We start from the raw sequence: 14,331 nt of genomic DNA, 5'->3' as shown, positions 1-14,331 counted from the left end.
TCTTCTATTTCTGAATTTTGTAACACGAACAAAATATCGTGTGATACAATATATGTATATGTATTTTAGCCAAAAGGAGGTCTCGCCTCATGACACTTATAACAGTTGTTTTTGTCGCATTCGCACTTCTTGTTATATTTTACACGAATTTCATGACACATACACTGTGTGAACGAAAACAAATAGCTGCGAGCCGCCAGCCCGGTGTCTTTCGGGTTATTAATGTATGTATAACAATTTTATTAATTTCTAGTTATATAGAAATTATATTTCATGGAAAGTGAGGAAGGAAAGCCCCTTCCTCACTTTTTTCCTCTATAAGCAAATTATACCTACAATAACCAATAAAATAAACAGTACAAGTAATAAAATAAGTTGAGAATTCATCCCCATCCCCTCCTCTATTCTGTATATGCGGCATACGCCCAATATGGCACACTTTCAAAATCTGACACGTACTGGTTAATTTTTCTTTATCAATATGAAAACGCGTCGAAATATGATATATTAAATTTTGTACATATTGCTTATACTATAGAACAAAACATTCATCAAAACTTTATCCTCAGCCACGGTAAGCCCTGTTAAGCGCGCTTTACCAATACAAAAAAGCAAAAGTATCAGTGAGACTTAATCGGGCTCTTATGAATTTAAAATTCATCGGTGTAGGATAAATTAAAAATACATAATAGTAGGAGTGTTTATCGAATGAAGAAAGCTATGCTTGCCTTAGCCGCAACAAGTGTAATCGCATTATCAGCATGTGGAACATCATCATCAGACAAAATCGTTACATCTAAAGCTGGTGACATTACAAAAGAAGAATTCTACGATCAAATGAAGACACAAGCTGGTAAACAAGTACTAAACAACATGGTTATGGAAAAAGTTCTTATTAAAAACTACAAAGTTGAAGACAAAGATGTAGACAAAAAGTTCGATGAAATGAAAAAACAATACGGTGATCAATTCGATACACTAATGAAACAACAAGGTATTAAAGAAGAAACTATCAAAAATAGTGTGCGTGCTCAATTAGCTCAAGAAAAAGCGGTTGAACAATCGATTACTGATAAAGATGTAAAAGCAAAATTCGAGGATTATAAAAAAGAAATTAAAGCAAGTCATATCCTTGTAAAAGATGAAGAAACTGCTAAAAAAGTGAAAGATGAACTTGCTCAAGGTAAATCTTTCGAAGAATTAGCAAAGCAATACTCTGAAGATACAGGTTCAAAAGAAAAAGGTGGCGACTTAGGATTCTTCGGACCAGGGAAAATGGTAAAAGAATTTGAAGAAGCAGCTCAAAAGTTGAAAAAAGATGAAGTAAGCGAACCTGTAAAAACACAATTCGGTTACCATATTATTAAAGTAACTGATAATCACGCAGATGCAACTTTCGATAAATCAAAAGCTGATATTAAAAAATCACTAGCTCAAGAAAAAACGCAAGATGCTCAATTTATGAATGACTTAATGATGAAAGAAATCAAAAAAGCTGACGTAAAAGTTGACGATAAAGATTTAAAAGATCTTTTCAAAGAGCAAAAAGCTGACGATAAAAAAGAAGAAAAGAAATAATGAAGTAAAAAGCTTGGGCTTCGGCCCGAGCTTTTTTTATATCCTCTTCTCCCGATAGTTATATCCAGATTCGGTAAATGAAATTATATCGGCGATTTTTCAAATATATCGACTTACCGACAAAAAACGACAACAAGTGTGATTCCCTCTTAAAAACACAAAAAACCTTGATCCACGCTACACGGAACCAAGGTTTATCTTATTATCATTGATTAAATTCAAAAACTATGTTAAATTAGTACAGAAACACGTTTTAAAAAATATAAAGAACGTATTTATCCGTATCTTAATTGTACAACAAAATTTTTCTTCAGTCAACCTCTATTTTTCACTTTTAAAGGAGTGCTTACGTATGAACAAAAAACTTGATCTAGAGCAAAAACGATTGGATACCGTAATCGAAACTATTACGCAGCAAATTGATAAGCTGGAAAACGAAACTGGCAGACGCCGGGCAGAAGTAATCAACATCCGTAAACACTTCTGGGATGACGTTAAAGTGAATACAGATACTTTTGATGATTACCTTGAAACAGTTATCAACTTAAGACAACAAGCTCAATCACTAGCTGTTACACAAATCACCCATAAACACACCTTTAATCGACTTGCCGCGCTGCGACGTATGCAAAAAGCACCTTACTTCGGACGCATCGATTTCACTGAAGAAGGCGAACCTTCCACAGAACAAATCTATATCGGTGTTTCTACCCTTACTGATGCAAGCGGAGAAAACTTTCTTATTTATGACTGGCGCGCCCCAATTTCAAGTGTTTATTACGACTACCCACCAGGACCAGCTGAGTACAACACACCAGGCGGCGTAATTCGCGGTAATGTGGAGAAAAAATTACAATACATTATTCAAAATGGCGAGATTGATTCCATGTTCGATACGAGCCTTACAATTGGCGATGAAATCTTGCAACAAGCACTCGGAAAAGGTACGAACAAACATATGCAAAGTATCGTCGCTACGATTCAGCGTGAGCAAAATGAAATTATCCGTCACGATGAAGGCCGACTCCTTATCGTTCAAGGAGCTGCTGGTAGTGGTAAAACATCTGCTGCCCTTCAGCGAATCGCCTACTTACTATATAAATATCGCGAATGGCTAAAAGCGGATCAAATTATTCTCTTCTCCCCTAACTCTATGTTCAATAGCTACGTATCTAACGTACTACCTGAACTCGGTGAAGAAAATATGCAGCAAGTAACATTCCAAGAATATTTAAACCATAGACTAAGTAAGTCATTTGATGTTGAAGACCCTTATGAGCCATTGGAATATATGTTAACTGAAACGAATAGCCCTACCTATAAAACGAGAAATGCGAGCATCCGATTTAAAGCATCCACTCAATTTTTCGAGATGATTAGAGCGTACAGACAATCTCTTGAATCTTCAGGCATGCTATTTAGAGGAATGAAATTTAGAGGAAAACTGATCGTCTCTGCAAAAGAGATTACAGAGCAATTTTATAATACTGACTCCTCCCTCCGCTTCCATAGTCGAATTGAAAAGTTAACGGATTGGCTAAATAAACAAATAGATGCACTCGAAAAAGCAGAACTGAAAAAGCCTTGGGTAGAAGAAGAAATTGAATTACTTAGTAAAGATGAATACCAAAAGGCTTATAAATATTTACAGAAAAAAGGCGAGTTTGACGACAACTCTTTTAATGACTATGAGAAAGAAACGAAAGTCCTGGGACGTATGATTGTCCGTAAAAAATTGAAGCCACTTCGTAAAGGCGTTCAAACACTGCGCTTCATCAATTTCACAGGAATCTATAAACAACTCTTCACAGACGCATCGTGGGTTACTGGAGAAAAACCGAAAGAATGGGATGACATTTGCTCTTTAACGGTAAACATGCTTGATGAAGGAAAGCTATATTACGAGGATGCGACTCCATTTTTACTTTTAAAAGAATTAATCGAAGGCTTCCAAACGAATAGATCGATTAAACACGTACTCGTAGACGAAGCGCAAGATTATTCGCCGTTCCAGTTCGAGTTTTTAAAACGTCTCTTCCCTGCCGCAAAAATGACGGTACTCGGAGACTTTAATCAAGCGATATTTGCCCATGCAAGTGAAGCAGTGAATTTCAATACACTTACTAGCTTATACGGACCGGATGAAACGAACGGTATTAACTTAACTCGTAGCTATCGCTCAACAAAACCGATTATTGAATTTACACGTGCTCTCGTACCGGAAGGCAAGAACATTCACGCCTTTGAACGTGACGGCGAGAAACCTACAGTGACGAAAGTAGCGAATGAGAGCGAACTGCACGAACATATTACTGCCAAAGTTGCTGAACTACAAAAAGAGCAACACAATACAATCGCAATTATATGTAAATCCGCAGCTGAAAGCGCCGCTGCATACGAAGCACTTAATCATATCGATAATATTAAACTCGTGAAGAGTAACTCAGCCGAGTATGAGCAAGGCATTGTCGTAATCCCTGCTTACTTAGCGAAAGGTATCGAATTTGACGCTGTTATTATTTACAATGCTTCTAAAGATGTGTACAGCGATGAGAGCGTTCGTAGATTGTTCTACACTGCTTGCACACGCGCGATGCATGAGTTGCACCTTTATAGCGTTGGTGAGGTTAGTCCTTTTGTGCTTGGGGCTGATTCGTATAGTTTTGAGCTAATAACTAAAACACCTTGATGATTATCAAGGTGTTTTTCTCATTCTAAAAGGAATATCTTTACGTCGATATACACTTAACACAATTCCCATTATAAATGCATGAAACAGAGTTGGTATCAATCCGTAGCTAATAAATGGTAATGATATAGAAACACGTGGTAATATCCCGAGGGTCATGCCAACATTACAAATAAAATGGATTACAAAAAGAGTCACTCCGCCAACGAGAAGCAATTTACCATAACCATCATTTATTTTATAAGCTATGTTCATTATTCTTACTGCAAAAAGAGAAAGAATCACGACAAGAACTAGCGCAAGTACATATCCATAATAGTAAGTCAAACTTGCAAATACAAAATCAGTATGGGCAGCACGGATAGACTTTATATTTTCATATGTACCAAACCAACCTGCTGAAGACATCGCCTCTTTTAAACGTAAATACCATAGATCATGCTCTGGATTTAAAATTCCTAAAATTCTGGCCATACGGTATTCTTTTACAGCAGACCAGGAAAGTAGATCCCTAATAATCAATGGTACAATAGGTAAAATCGTAATGAGCCATGCCGTTTTCTTTCCTAACTTACTCCACCAAAGCATAACAAATACCATCGTGATATAGATGAACAGTGGTAAAAGAGTTGATGTAGTTGAAAATAGATATAAAGAAAATACGTACAACATGAGAAGATGCATAAGCTTTAATCTACTGTTATTGAAAAAAGAAGCCCAGCCTAGAAAAAAGAATGGTATTGTCATTAAACAATCAATTATGACGGAACCAATTTTTAGTAATGGTTCTCCATTCAAAGAAGCAGTCGGAAAACATTTTATCATTAACAAGATAAGTACACCAATTGTATAAAACAGCCACCCAAGCCTCTCTAACTTCCGATAATCAAATAGCATCATCCCAATCGCTGTTGTAACACCGAGAATTACAAATATCACCTTATTCATTAATAAGTCAGCATGTCCAAGCGCTATAACTGGCAAAAAACCTAGCCCCATCGCAGCCACTAATAAACCAATTAAGAACCAATCAACCTTTGGCTTATGTAGTTTATTAAGTTCCTGGCCAAGCTTAATTGGACTTCCCATTTGTTCAACAGCCTTATCTTCAGCAACTTCCTCACTTAAGCCTTTCTCTATCCACATATTCTTCGTCTGTTTCAAGTGAAAATCTAGTTCCGTTGCTACTAAGTCCTTCGCTTCTTTTGATTTAATATGATTCGTAACTTCTTTTAAAAAACGCTCCCCTTTTTGATTCAATTTTTTCTCACTCCTGTACTAATCCTTTTAATATAAATCGTGCCTTCGTAGCATTCTTCTCTGCCTTTCGCAGCATCTTGTTTCCTTTATCATTTAATTGATAATATTTAGCTCCTGCGTGATCCCAGCTAGATTGGATAAAGCGATTCTGTTCTAGACGATGTAATACAGTGTATAGCGACCCTTCATTGCCTTCAAATTTTCGTATCCCTCTCCCTCTTAGTAACTGCATTAATTCGTAACCTGTTTTTTCATTCATAAGAAGTTGTAACACTGCTAAAAGGATATCTTCTTCCTTTTCGGACGATTGCTTGATTTTTTCGCGCACCTGCTTCTGGTGTTGATCAGAAAAACTCAAATGTTTAAACGTTGTGTTCTCCATTGATTTTCGCAAGCCTTTTAATCGATCTTCCATTTGATTATTCCTCCAATCCTTCCTTCAAAAGTTCCTTCGCTTTTTTCAGTCTCGTTTTTATCGTGTTTTCCTTTACTTCTATTACTGTAGCAATCTCTTTAATTGATAATTCCTCATAATAAAATAGATAAATCACTTCTCGATATTTTATCGGTAAACTCATTACTGCAGAAGCCAGTTCACGATCCTCCGCATTTTGAATGACAGTTTGTTCCACACTTTCTTTTTGACTCTCCATATACGTAAAGTCATCCTCTGTCACGATAACTTTTTTGTTATACCAACTTTTTAAATAGTCCTTACATTGATTGCAATTCTCCATAACCATGTTTTCAAATTCGAATTCCCTTTATATGTATGAAGAGATTTATAGCATTTCACGAATATATCTTGCGTTAAATCCTCCGCAACCTCTTTATTATTCACATACGAATACACAAGCTGCAGGACTTCTTGTCCATACTTGTTCATTATTTCGTCGATAAGGTCCTCCTTATCTTCTATTTCAAACGCTTCTATCGTTAATTCATCCACATCATTTCCTCCTTCCCATATATTAGACGACGCACTGTATGGAAAAGTTTTATAAATACATAAAAAAATACGGATGGTAATGTCCATACCGTTTTTTTATGTATATTTATTTGCTTCTTGTCCCTTGATACTTATGCTCTGCTTAAAGATAGGGATTTTTATCCATATGTCTTGTTCCCTATTTTAAAACATAATACAATGGAAATGTAACTTAATAAGCTATAACTAGTAGGTGTGGTAATCATCTCTTCCATTTTGAAAAAAGGGGGGAGGTGATAAAATGATCGCGATGTTTGTAATTAAATTAGTGTATGGTATCCTAACCGGAGCTGGCGTTGTCATCGGTAGAAGATACGTCGGTCCGTGGCTAATTTCTGTATACAAAAAAGCGAGAACCACCCTGCTTCGTGGAAAAGGTAAGGGCGGTTCTCGGCTAAAACGTTAATGTAATTGTCTTATAACCGCACCTACTACCACCACAATAGCAAGTTAGGTTACAAAGGCAGAAGTTTCTCAGGCTTCTGTCTTTTTTATTTTATGCAAAATTCACACTAAATACTCTATCATCATTGTAACACATTTTATTTATTTTTAGTCAAGAGAAAAAATCACCTAAAGGGCTCCCCTTCAGGTAGTTCTCTATTTTACGCTAACGCAGCTGCCTGTTCTTGTTGTTCTAGACTTTTTCTAGTTCAGCTGTGCCGCTCTCATCATTTATAGCACCAATAAAAGACGGATTATGTACCCGTTTCATAACAGGATGAATAAACAAGGAACAACACCTATTACGAATATAAAAAATCCTCTCACTATATAGCACCTATGTTTTCAGCAATACTCTATTACCATCAAACTAAATTTGTATAATTTAAACTACAGAATAGCAAGCTAATTTTCAAATATCTTCTTGCGCATTATCCTGAATTTATTATCTATTTGTATCATGCTTATAAATAAAAGATATCCTACCGACGCACCGAGCATATTTATACCAATCCGCCACACATCAAAAACATCAGACAAAGTTAGTAAATGTAATATCTCCCAAACAAGAAAGGTCATAACATACCACTTACGAGCTTTCTTATAGTTAGTCACTTTATTAATCAGCACTGGAACGAAAAATCCGAATGGAACTACTAATATTATATGTTGTAAAACGCTTAACCAATAAGTTGAGTTTCCCCAAAGACCTGGATGTGCAATAAAATCTTTAACTTGCCAAAGTGTTATTCCAAAAAGTTGTAATAACGTTTCTAAATCAGATATATGTAAAAATTGCTGCCAAAATTCAATGGGATGATAGACAGTCCCACCACCTGTCAAACTGCGAACAGAGTCAAATGTAGAAGTTGAAATAAACGTTCCTAAAAAGACAATAAAACAAATGATTATATAAGGAATACATAAAATTTTTGATAATACCTTTAATGGCCTAGGAACTTCGTATACCGATTTATTAATCTCTACGCCAATAAATTTTGATTCTCCAAAACTTTGAATTGCTTTATAAATCGCTTCTTTTTCATTCATACCTTGTTCCATATATTCTTCTTTCAAGCTGTTCAAGTGATCATACATTTCTAGAAATAACTCATCCTGTTCAATATCACTAAGTTCTGAATAGGCTAAAATAGACTTAATATACTCATCAAATTCACTCATAAATAACTCCTTTCTGACAAGCTTGAATTAATGCTGTTACACTCTCCCAAGAGTTCACTTTCTTCTGCAATTCTTTTTTCCCTTTATCTGTAATAGTATAGAATTTCCTTTTCATCCCATTCTCAGATTCATTCCAATAAGATTCAAGAAACTCCTTTTTCTCTAATCGCTTTAAAGCAGGATACAAAGTTCCCTGTCCCATACTATACAAATCTTCACTTGCATCCTTTAAACTTTGAGCTATTTCGTAGCCGTATGTATCACGTTTTGCAATGATAGAAAGTAATAAAATATCTATACTTCCCTTCAAGATTTCTTTGTCCAACAATACCACCACCTTATATACATAGTATAACAACATAGTTAGAAAAATAACCCATAAAAAAACCACCTAAAGGCTCCCCTTCAGGTGGTTCTCTATTTTATGCTAACGCAGCTGCCTGTTCTTGTTGATCTACAGGAATTACAGCGTCTGTTAATGATTTTTCTAGTTCAGCTGTATATTTCATTTGTTCTTCTTTGCTCCAGCCTAGTTTCGCAGCCATGTAGTTGATTACTGCTTCTTTCCACTCGTATACCCAGTGGATGTTGAAGAATACAGCGCCTCTGCGGCGTACGAAGAAGTCAACTGGTTTTGCTGTCATTTCGTAATCCATTGCGTATACAAGTGGGATTAGAACGTCAAGCGGCATGTTGTATTCTTTCGCTTCGTCTTTATGTTTTTTCGCTAAGCCGAACAGTACGTCTACGTTAGAGCCATAGAATTTCGCGAATTCTTCTGCTTGCGCTGTCGTTAAACCGTATTTCGTACCTTCGTCTGCTTTTTTCGCAACGAATGCCGGGAATCCGTGTGAACCATCTACATGTCCACCAGAGATCGGCATATGTTTCGTATCACTCTTCGGATATGCACTATGACCTTCTTTTTGTAGTAAGTTCGTTACGTAATCTACTACCATTTCAGCCATTTTGCGGTATCCTGTTAATTTACCACCTGCGATTGTAATTAAACCAGATTCAGAAGTCCAAATTTCATCTTTACGAGAAATTTCAGATGCATTCTTACCTTCTTCATAAATTAACGGACGTACACCAGCCCAGCTTGATTCAATGTCTTTCTCTGTAATTTTCACGCTTGGGAACATGTAGTTAATCGCATTAATGATGTATGTGCGATCTTCTGTTGTCATTTGTGGTACAGCTGCGTCTTTATCATAGAACGTATCTGTTGTACCTACGTATGTTTTTCCTCCGCGAGGAATCGCGAACACCATACGTTTATCTGGTGTATCGAAGTAAATTGCTTGCCCGAGTGGGAAACGTTTTTGATCAATTACTAAGTGAACACCTTTTGATAACTGAAGTACTTTTCCTTTTTTCGAGTTATCTTTTTCACGAAGTGTATCTACCCAAGGACCAGCTGCGTTTACAATTTTCTTACCGTAAACTTCATATACTTCACCGTCTAGTAAATCGATTACACGTACACCGCATACTTTTCCATCTTTATATAAGAAACTGTCTACTTTTGCGTAGTTAACAGCTTTCGCACCATGCTCAATTGCTTCTTTCATTACTTCAATTGTAAGACGCGCATCGTCTGTACGATATTCTACGTAGTAACCGCCGCCTTTTAATCCTTCTTTTTTTACAAGAGGCTCTTTGTTTAGCGTTTCTTCACGGTTAAACATCTTTCTGCGCTCGCTTCGTTTTACACCTGCTAAGAAGTCGTATACACGAAGACCAATTGATGTACTAAATGATCCGAACGTACCGCCTGTATGGAACGGAAGTAACATCCACTCTGGTGTTGTTACATGGGGACCGTTCTCATATACGATCGCACGCTCTTTACCCACCTCTGCTACCATTTTCACTTCAAGTTGTTTTAAATAACGTAGACCACCGTGTACAAGCTTCGTTGAACGACTTGATGTACCTGCTGCAAAGTCCTGCATTTCAAACACAATTGTTGATAACCCGCGTGTTGCTCCATCTAATGCAATACCAGAACCAGTAATACCTCCACCAATTACGATCACATCTAACTCTTGTTTATTTACTCCGTTTAATACGTCTTTACGTTGTTTACTTGAAAATTTCATGGTAATTCCTCCCTTTGATAACGAAAAAAGAGACCACAAACTCCGCTATAGATTTCGCCTCTATAGCGCGTTGTGGTCTCTCCAAATCTCCTACCGAATTATTAACTTGTCACCATTATAACACTGTTTATGATTATTTGAAAGCTTTTGTTGCTTCAATTGCTTTTTTCCATCCAGCATATAGCTCTTCGCTTGTTTCCGCTTCCATCGTTGGTTCAAAGCGTTTGTCCATATGCCACTGTGATTTAATTTCATCTTGGTTTTTCCAATATCCAACCGCAAGACCAGCTAAGTATGCTGCACCTAAAGCCGTTGTTTCGTTAATCACTGGACGCTCTACAGGAACATCTAAAATATCACTTTGGAACTTCATTAAGAAGTTATTTTTAACTGCTCCGCCATCAACGCGTAATGTTTTCAGTTCAATACCTGAATCTGCTTCCATTGCGCATAATACATCTTTCGTTTGGTAAGCTAAAGATTCTAGCGTTGCACGAATGAAGTGCTCTTTCGTCGTACCGCGTGTTACACCAAACATAGCGCCGCGTACTTCACTATCCCAATAAGGTGTTCCTAGTCCAACGAATGCTGGTACAACGTATACACCATCAGTTGATTCAACGCGACTCGCATACACTTCACTCTCACTTGCATCTTTAAACATGCGCATTCCGTCACGTAACCACTGAATTGCAGAACCTGCTACGAAAATACTTCCTTCTAATGCGTAGTTTACTTTACCATCTATTCCCCATGCAATTGTTGTTAATAGACCGTGCTCAGAAGCTACTGCTTTTTCACCTGTGTTCATTAACATGAAGCAACCAGTTCCGTAAGTATTTTTCGCCATACCTTCACCGAAACAAGCTTGTCCAAATAATGCTGCTTGTTGGTCACCAGCTACACCTGCAATCGGTACATTTTGGCCGAAGAAGTGGTAATCAATTGTTTCTCCGTAAATTTCAGATGATGGACGTACTTCTGGAAGCATGCTCTTTGGTACTGTTAACATTTCTAGAAGCTCATCATCCCACTGTAAGTCGTGAATATTAAACATTAACGTACGTGATGCGTTTGAATAATCTGTTACGTGTGCTTTACCACCAGATAGTTTCCATACAAGCCACGAATCAATTGTTCCGAATAATAGATCACCGTTTTCTGCTTTCTCTCTTGCACCTTCAACGTTATCTAAAATCCATTTTACTTTCGTACCAGAGAAGTATGCATCAATTAAAAGACCTGTTTTTTCGCGAACCATTTCGCTATAACCTTTTTCTTTTAACTCATCACAAATTTCAGCTGTTTGGCGAGATTGCCATACAATTGCGTTGTAAATTGGTTTACTAGTTGTTTTATCCCAGACAACCGTTGTTTCACGTTGGTTCGTAATACCGATACCTGCGATTTGTTCTGGTTTTACATCTGCTTCGCTTAAGCAAGTTGCGATAACTGCTAAAATAGATCCCCAAATTTCTTGTGCATTATGCTCTACCCAGCCCGGCTTTGGAAAATGTTGTGTAAACTCTTTTTGAGCTGAATGAACAATTTCACCTTTTTTATTGAAAAGAATTGCGCGTGAGCTTGTTGTTCCTTGGTCTAATGAAAGAATATATTTTTTCATATCGGTTTCCCCCTTATGCTACTTTTCTACTATTTGTATTGCTTCCGCTTTTTTTACTTGTCATATAAGAGATTGCTAGTACAATCACAGTTGCGATAATCACATAAATAAGTGCTGAATTTTGCTTTCCTTCAAATACAACTTGATGGAATAAACCTGCAAGTGATCCACCTAAAATTGGACCTACTACTGGAATCCATGCATACTTCCAGTTTGAACCGCCTTTTCCTGCAATCGGAAGGAAGAAGTGTGCGATACGCGGACCTAAATCACGTGCTGGGTTAATTGCGTATCCTGTTGTCCCACCTAATGATAAACCAATACTTACAATTAAGAAACCTACGATAAATGGATTTAATCCATCTGCAAATTTATTTGCACCAATTGCTAATATACCAAATACTAAAACGAATGTTCCAATCATTTCACTTAAAAGGTTTGCAAATGTGTTCGGAATTGCTGGACCTGTTGCAAATACACCTAACTTTGTTCCTGGATCTTCTGTTTCTTTCCAGTGTGGTAAGTAATGTAAATATACGATAACTGCCCCGATAATTGCCCCAATCATTTGTGCTACGATATAACCTGGTACGTCACTCCATGGGAACGCTCCCTTAAATGCTAGTCCTATCGTTAAAGCTGGATTCAAATGTGCCCCACTAATTGATCCAACCGCATACGCTGCAACCGCTACTGCTAAGCCCCAGCCCATTGTAATAACAATCCAACCTGAATCTTTCGCAAACGATTTCTTTAAACTTACACCAGCACAAACGCCGCCACCAAGTACGATTAACAACGCAGTCCCTATTAACTCTCCTAAAAATGCTGACATAGTATCCCTCCACAATCAATTTAAACGCTTCCAAATGTGATAGAGGTAAAATGAATGGCCATTCGTTTTTGTCAAAAGAAAAAGACCCACAGCTTTGCACGCTTCTATATAAATTTATATAGAAACAATGAAATGTGGATCTCTTCTTTTCTCCGTCACGTTTATTAACTTGTCTATAATGTTAACCTCTTATGAAAGCGGTGTCAACAGAATTTTTTCACATTTTCGTCACTTTTTTTGGTAATGTTTCCATAGTTCGCGTTTTGACGTCGTAATCGCTGTCGCACCAGCGTTTAAAGCTCTTTCCACATCTTCTACAGTACGAATAAAACCACCTGCTAAAATCGGTACACCAGTACGCTCTTTCACTTCAGCGATAATATCCGTCATTGCTCCTGGAAGCACCTCAATATAATCCGGTTTCGTCTTATCTAAAAGATTGCAGCTCTTCTCCATCGCACTCGAATCGATTAAAAAGATGCGTTGTATTGCCACAACACCTTTTTGCTTCGCCTTCATAATAACGCTCGCCTTTGTCGAAAGTAACCCGTACGGTCTAAACTCCTGACATAAATATTCCGTCGCATGCCCATCACTCTGCAAGCCATGAATTAAATCCACATGTAAAAACACCTTTTTACAATATTGCTTCGCAAGTGATATAACACTCTTCAATTGGCCGACATGAATATCTAAAATAACGATATATTCATACGAACTATGTAATAGCTTTTCCAAATCTTTAATTTGCCTCACTGCCGGCAAAATCTTCTGTTCATGAAATTCCATTCTATATGTCCCGATACGATAAACTTAACTAAATCTATACAATTCAATCAAATTTACACGAGTTAGTGCTTCATCGTGTTCTCGCAGCCCCAAAGGGACGAGGGGTATAACACTCCACACGAGGCAGTATCGTTACCTCCTATTATCAAGCATTTATTTTACCCATCTTGATAAATTTATCGCAGCATTTACATCCCTATCGTGATGGCTATTACATGAAACACAACACCACTCACGTATTTTTAAACTCCACTGTCCTTCTNAGGGACGAGGGGTATAACACTCCACACGAGGCAGTATCGTTACCTCCTATTATCAAGCATTTATTTTACACATCTTGATAAATTTATCGCAGCATTTACATCCCTATCGTGATGGCTATTACATGAAACACAACACCACTCACGTATTTTTAAACTCCACTGTCCTTCTGGTTGAACTGAATGGTCGTATTTTACGCCGCAACATGAGCAAATCTTGCTTGAAGCGAACCATTTATCAGCTTTTACATACGCAATGCCGTACTTCTCGCACTTGTATGACAAACATTGAAAGAAGAAGTTTAATTTTTGAAATGAAAATGCTTTCGATAGTTTTTTGTTTTTTAACAGGTTTGAGATAGATAAGTCTTCCACAACAATCCTCATTGGTTTGGTTTTCACCAATCTAGCTGTTGCTTGATGGATATGGTTATTTCGGATATTCATAATTTTCCTAGATAACCGCAGGTGCTCAGCTTTCGCTTTTTCATATCCAGCAGATTGAATTTTCACACCTTTTTTAAATCTCCTAGACATATCTCTTTGCGCTGACTTTTTCCTTCTCAAAAGTTTTTTA

14 protein-coding genes and 2 pseudogenes are annotated in these 14,331 nt (G+C 37.2%); 4 read left to right on the top strand and 12 right to left on the bottom strand.

Translation table 11 applies throughout. The features are described 5' to 3' along the window. The first annotated feature begins 89 nt into the window (after positions 1-89). Positions 90-284 carry a hypothetical protein gene (locus tag ASE54_RS17475; protein WP_000172690.1) on the top strand — a complete coding sequence of 65 codons (195 nt, stop codon included), beginning with the start codon at positions 90-92 and terminating at the stop codon, positions 282-284. Between the two features lie 31 nt (positions 285-315). Here ASE54_RS17475 and ASE54_RS37590 read toward each other — a convergent pair whose 3' ends face one another. After that, on the bottom strand, positions 316-429 hold the full coding sequence (locus ASE54_RS37590) for a hypothetical protein (RefSeq protein WP_002023459.1): 114 nt from the start codon (positions 427-429) through the stop codon (positions 316-318). 279 nt (positions 430-708) lie between these two features. Between ASE54_RS37590 and prsA the strand changes: the two genes are divergently transcribed. Together prsA and helD are read left to right on the top strand one after the other, a co-directional pair. Beyond that, positions 709-1,578, top strand: a complete 870-nt coding sequence (gene prsA / locus ASE54_RS17470) for a peptidylprolyl isomerase PrsA (protein WP_000710062.1) — start codon at positions 709-711, stop codon at positions 1,576-1,578. 352 nt (positions 1,579-1,930) lie between these two features. Further along, positions 1,931-4,267, top strand: a complete 2,337-nt coding sequence (gene helD / locus ASE54_RS17465; protein ID WP_001035458.1) for an RNA polymerase recycling motor HelD — start codon at positions 1,931-1,933, stop codon at positions 4,265-4,267. Positions 4,268-4,273: 6 nt separating this feature from the next. On the opposite strand, the gene ASE54_RS17460 is transcribed toward helD, so the two are convergent. The 3 genes and pseudogenes from ASE54_RS17460 to ASE54_RS17450 form a co-directional block, all read right to left on the bottom strand. Beyond that, entirely contained in the window at positions 4,274-5,527 is a 1,254-nt protein-coding gene (locus tag ASE54_RS17460; RefSeq protein ID WP_001072131.1) for an FtsW/RodA/SpoVE family cell cycle protein, read from the bottom strand. A gap of 7 nt (positions 5,528-5,534) precedes the next feature. After that, positions 5,535-5,942, bottom strand: a complete 408-nt coding sequence (locus tag ASE54_RS17455; protein ID WP_000390152.1) for a PadR family transcriptional regulator — start codon at positions 5,940-5,942, stop codon at positions 5,535-5,537. 4 nt (positions 5,943-5,946) lie between these two features. Next, positions 5,947-6,476, bottom strand: a pseudogene (locus tag ASE54_RS17450) (sigma-70 family RNA polymerase sigma factor). A gap of 280 nt (positions 6,477-6,756) precedes the next feature. Between ASE54_RS17450 and ASE54_RS36390 the strand changes: the two are divergent. Beyond that, a complete protein-coding gene (locus ASE54_RS36390; RefSeq protein ID WP_000561154.1) occupies positions 6,757-6,921 on the top strand; it encodes a hypothetical protein in 165 nt (54 codons plus the stop codon). Positions 6,922-7,364: 443 nt separating this feature from the next. Here ASE54_RS36390 and ASE54_RS17445 read toward each other — a convergent pair whose 3' ends face one another. The 8 genes and pseudogenes from ASE54_RS17445 to ASE54_RS36115 form a co-directional block, all read right to left on the bottom strand. Further along, positions 7,365-8,141: a VanZ family protein gene (locus tag ASE54_RS17445; protein ID WP_001288373.1), complete on the bottom strand. Its 777-nt coding sequence runs from the start codon at positions 8,139-8,141 to the stop codon at positions 7,365-7,367. Then, the gene (locus ASE54_RS17440; RefSeq protein ID WP_000356630.1) at positions 8,134-8,466 is read right to left on the bottom strand and encodes a PadR family transcriptional regulator; all 333 of its coding nucleotides are present in this window, start codon (positions 8,464-8,466) and stop codon (positions 8,134-8,136) included. The genes ASE54_RS17445 and ASE54_RS17440 overlap by 8 nt, the downstream gene beginning before the upstream one ends. A gap of 97 nt (positions 8,467-8,563) precedes the next feature. Then, the gene (gene glpD, locus ASE54_RS17435; RefSeq protein ID WP_000672830.1) at positions 8,564-10,246 is read right to left on the bottom strand and encodes an aerobic glycerol-3-phosphate dehydrogenase; all 1,683 of its coding nucleotides are present in this window, start codon (positions 10,244-10,246) and stop codon (positions 8,564-8,566) included. 133 nt (positions 10,247-10,379) lie between these two features. Further along, positions 10,380-11,870: a glycerol kinase GlpK gene (glpK, locus tag ASE54_RS17430; RefSeq protein WP_000760013.1), complete on the bottom strand. Its 1,491-nt coding sequence runs from the start codon at positions 11,868-11,870 to the stop codon at positions 10,380-10,382. Between the two features lie 13 nt (positions 11,871-11,883). Further along, a complete protein-coding gene (glpF, locus tag ASE54_RS17425; RefSeq protein WP_001272200.1) occupies positions 11,884-12,705 on the bottom strand; it encodes a glycerol uptake facilitator protein GlpF in 822 nt (273 codons plus the stop codon). Between the two features lie 228 nt (positions 12,706-12,933). Further along, positions 12,934-13,494 carry a glycerol uptake operon antiterminator GlpP gene (glpP, locus tag ASE54_RS17420; protein ID WP_000394286.1) on the bottom strand — a complete coding sequence of 187 codons (561 nt, stop codon included), beginning with the start codon at positions 13,492-13,494 and terminating at the stop codon, positions 12,934-12,936. A 153-nt stretch (positions 13,495-13,647) separates the two neighbouring features. Beyond that, positions 13,648-13,756: pseudogene (locus ASE54_RS34660) on the bottom strand (zinc ribbon domain-containing protein); the annotation flags it as partial. A gap of 61 nt (positions 13,757-13,817) precedes the next feature. Further along, positions 13,818-14,331: RNA-guided endonuclease TnpB family protein (locus ASE54_RS36115; protein WP_235567845.1), on the bottom strand; the 514-nt coding region annotated here is incomplete at its 5' end.

It is taken from the genome of Bacillus sp. Root131, from assembly GCF_001429475.1.
Lineage (GTDB): Bacteria > Bacillota > Bacilli > Bacillales > Bacillaceae_G > Bacillus_A > Bacillus_A thuringiensis_S.
The sequence above is the reverse complement of the archived record's forward strand: the minus strand, read 5'-3'. Positions and strand labels throughout refer to the sequence as shown.

What these genes read in the sequence shown, in the direction of transcription:
- ASE54_RS17445 (WP_001288373.1), bottom strand. Translation starts at nt 8,141, where the DNA reads ATGAGTGAATTTGATGAGTATATTAAGTCTATTTTAGCCTATTCAGAA.
- helD (WP_001035458.1), top strand. Translation starts at nt 1,931, where the DNA reads ATGAACAAAAAACTTGATCTAGAGCAAAAACGATTGGATACCGTAATC.
- glpK (WP_000760013.1), bottom strand. Translation starts at nt 11,870, where the DNA reads ATGAAAAAATATATTCTTTCATTAGACCAAGGAACAACAAGCTCACGC.
- prsA (WP_000710062.1), top strand. Translation starts at nt 709, where the DNA reads ATGAAGAAAGCTATGCTTGCCTTAGCCGCAACAAGTGTAATCGCATTA.
- ASE54_RS36390 (WP_000561154.1), top strand. Translation starts at nt 6,757, where the DNA reads ATGATCGCGATGTTTGTAATTAAATTAGTGTATGGTATCCTAACCGGA.
- ASE54_RS17455 (WP_000390152.1), bottom strand. Translation starts at nt 5,942, where the DNA reads ATGGAAGATCGATTAAAAGGCTTGCGAAAATCAATGGAGAACACAACG.
- glpP (WP_000394286.1), bottom strand. Translation starts at nt 13,494, where the DNA reads ATGGAATTTCATGAACAGAAGATTTTGCCGGCAGTGAGGCAAATTAAA.
- glpD (WP_000672830.1), bottom strand. Translation starts at nt 10,246, where the DNA reads ATGAAATTTTCAAGTAAACAACGTAAAGACGTATTAAACGGAGTAAAT.
- ASE54_RS17475 (WP_000172690.1), top strand. Translation starts at nt 90, where the DNA reads ATGACACTTATAACAGTTGTTTTTGTCGCATTCGCACTTCTTGTTATA.
- glpF (WP_001272200.1), bottom strand. Translation starts at nt 12,705, where the DNA reads ATGTCAGCATTTTTAGGAGAGTTAATAGGGACTGCGTTGTTAATCGTA.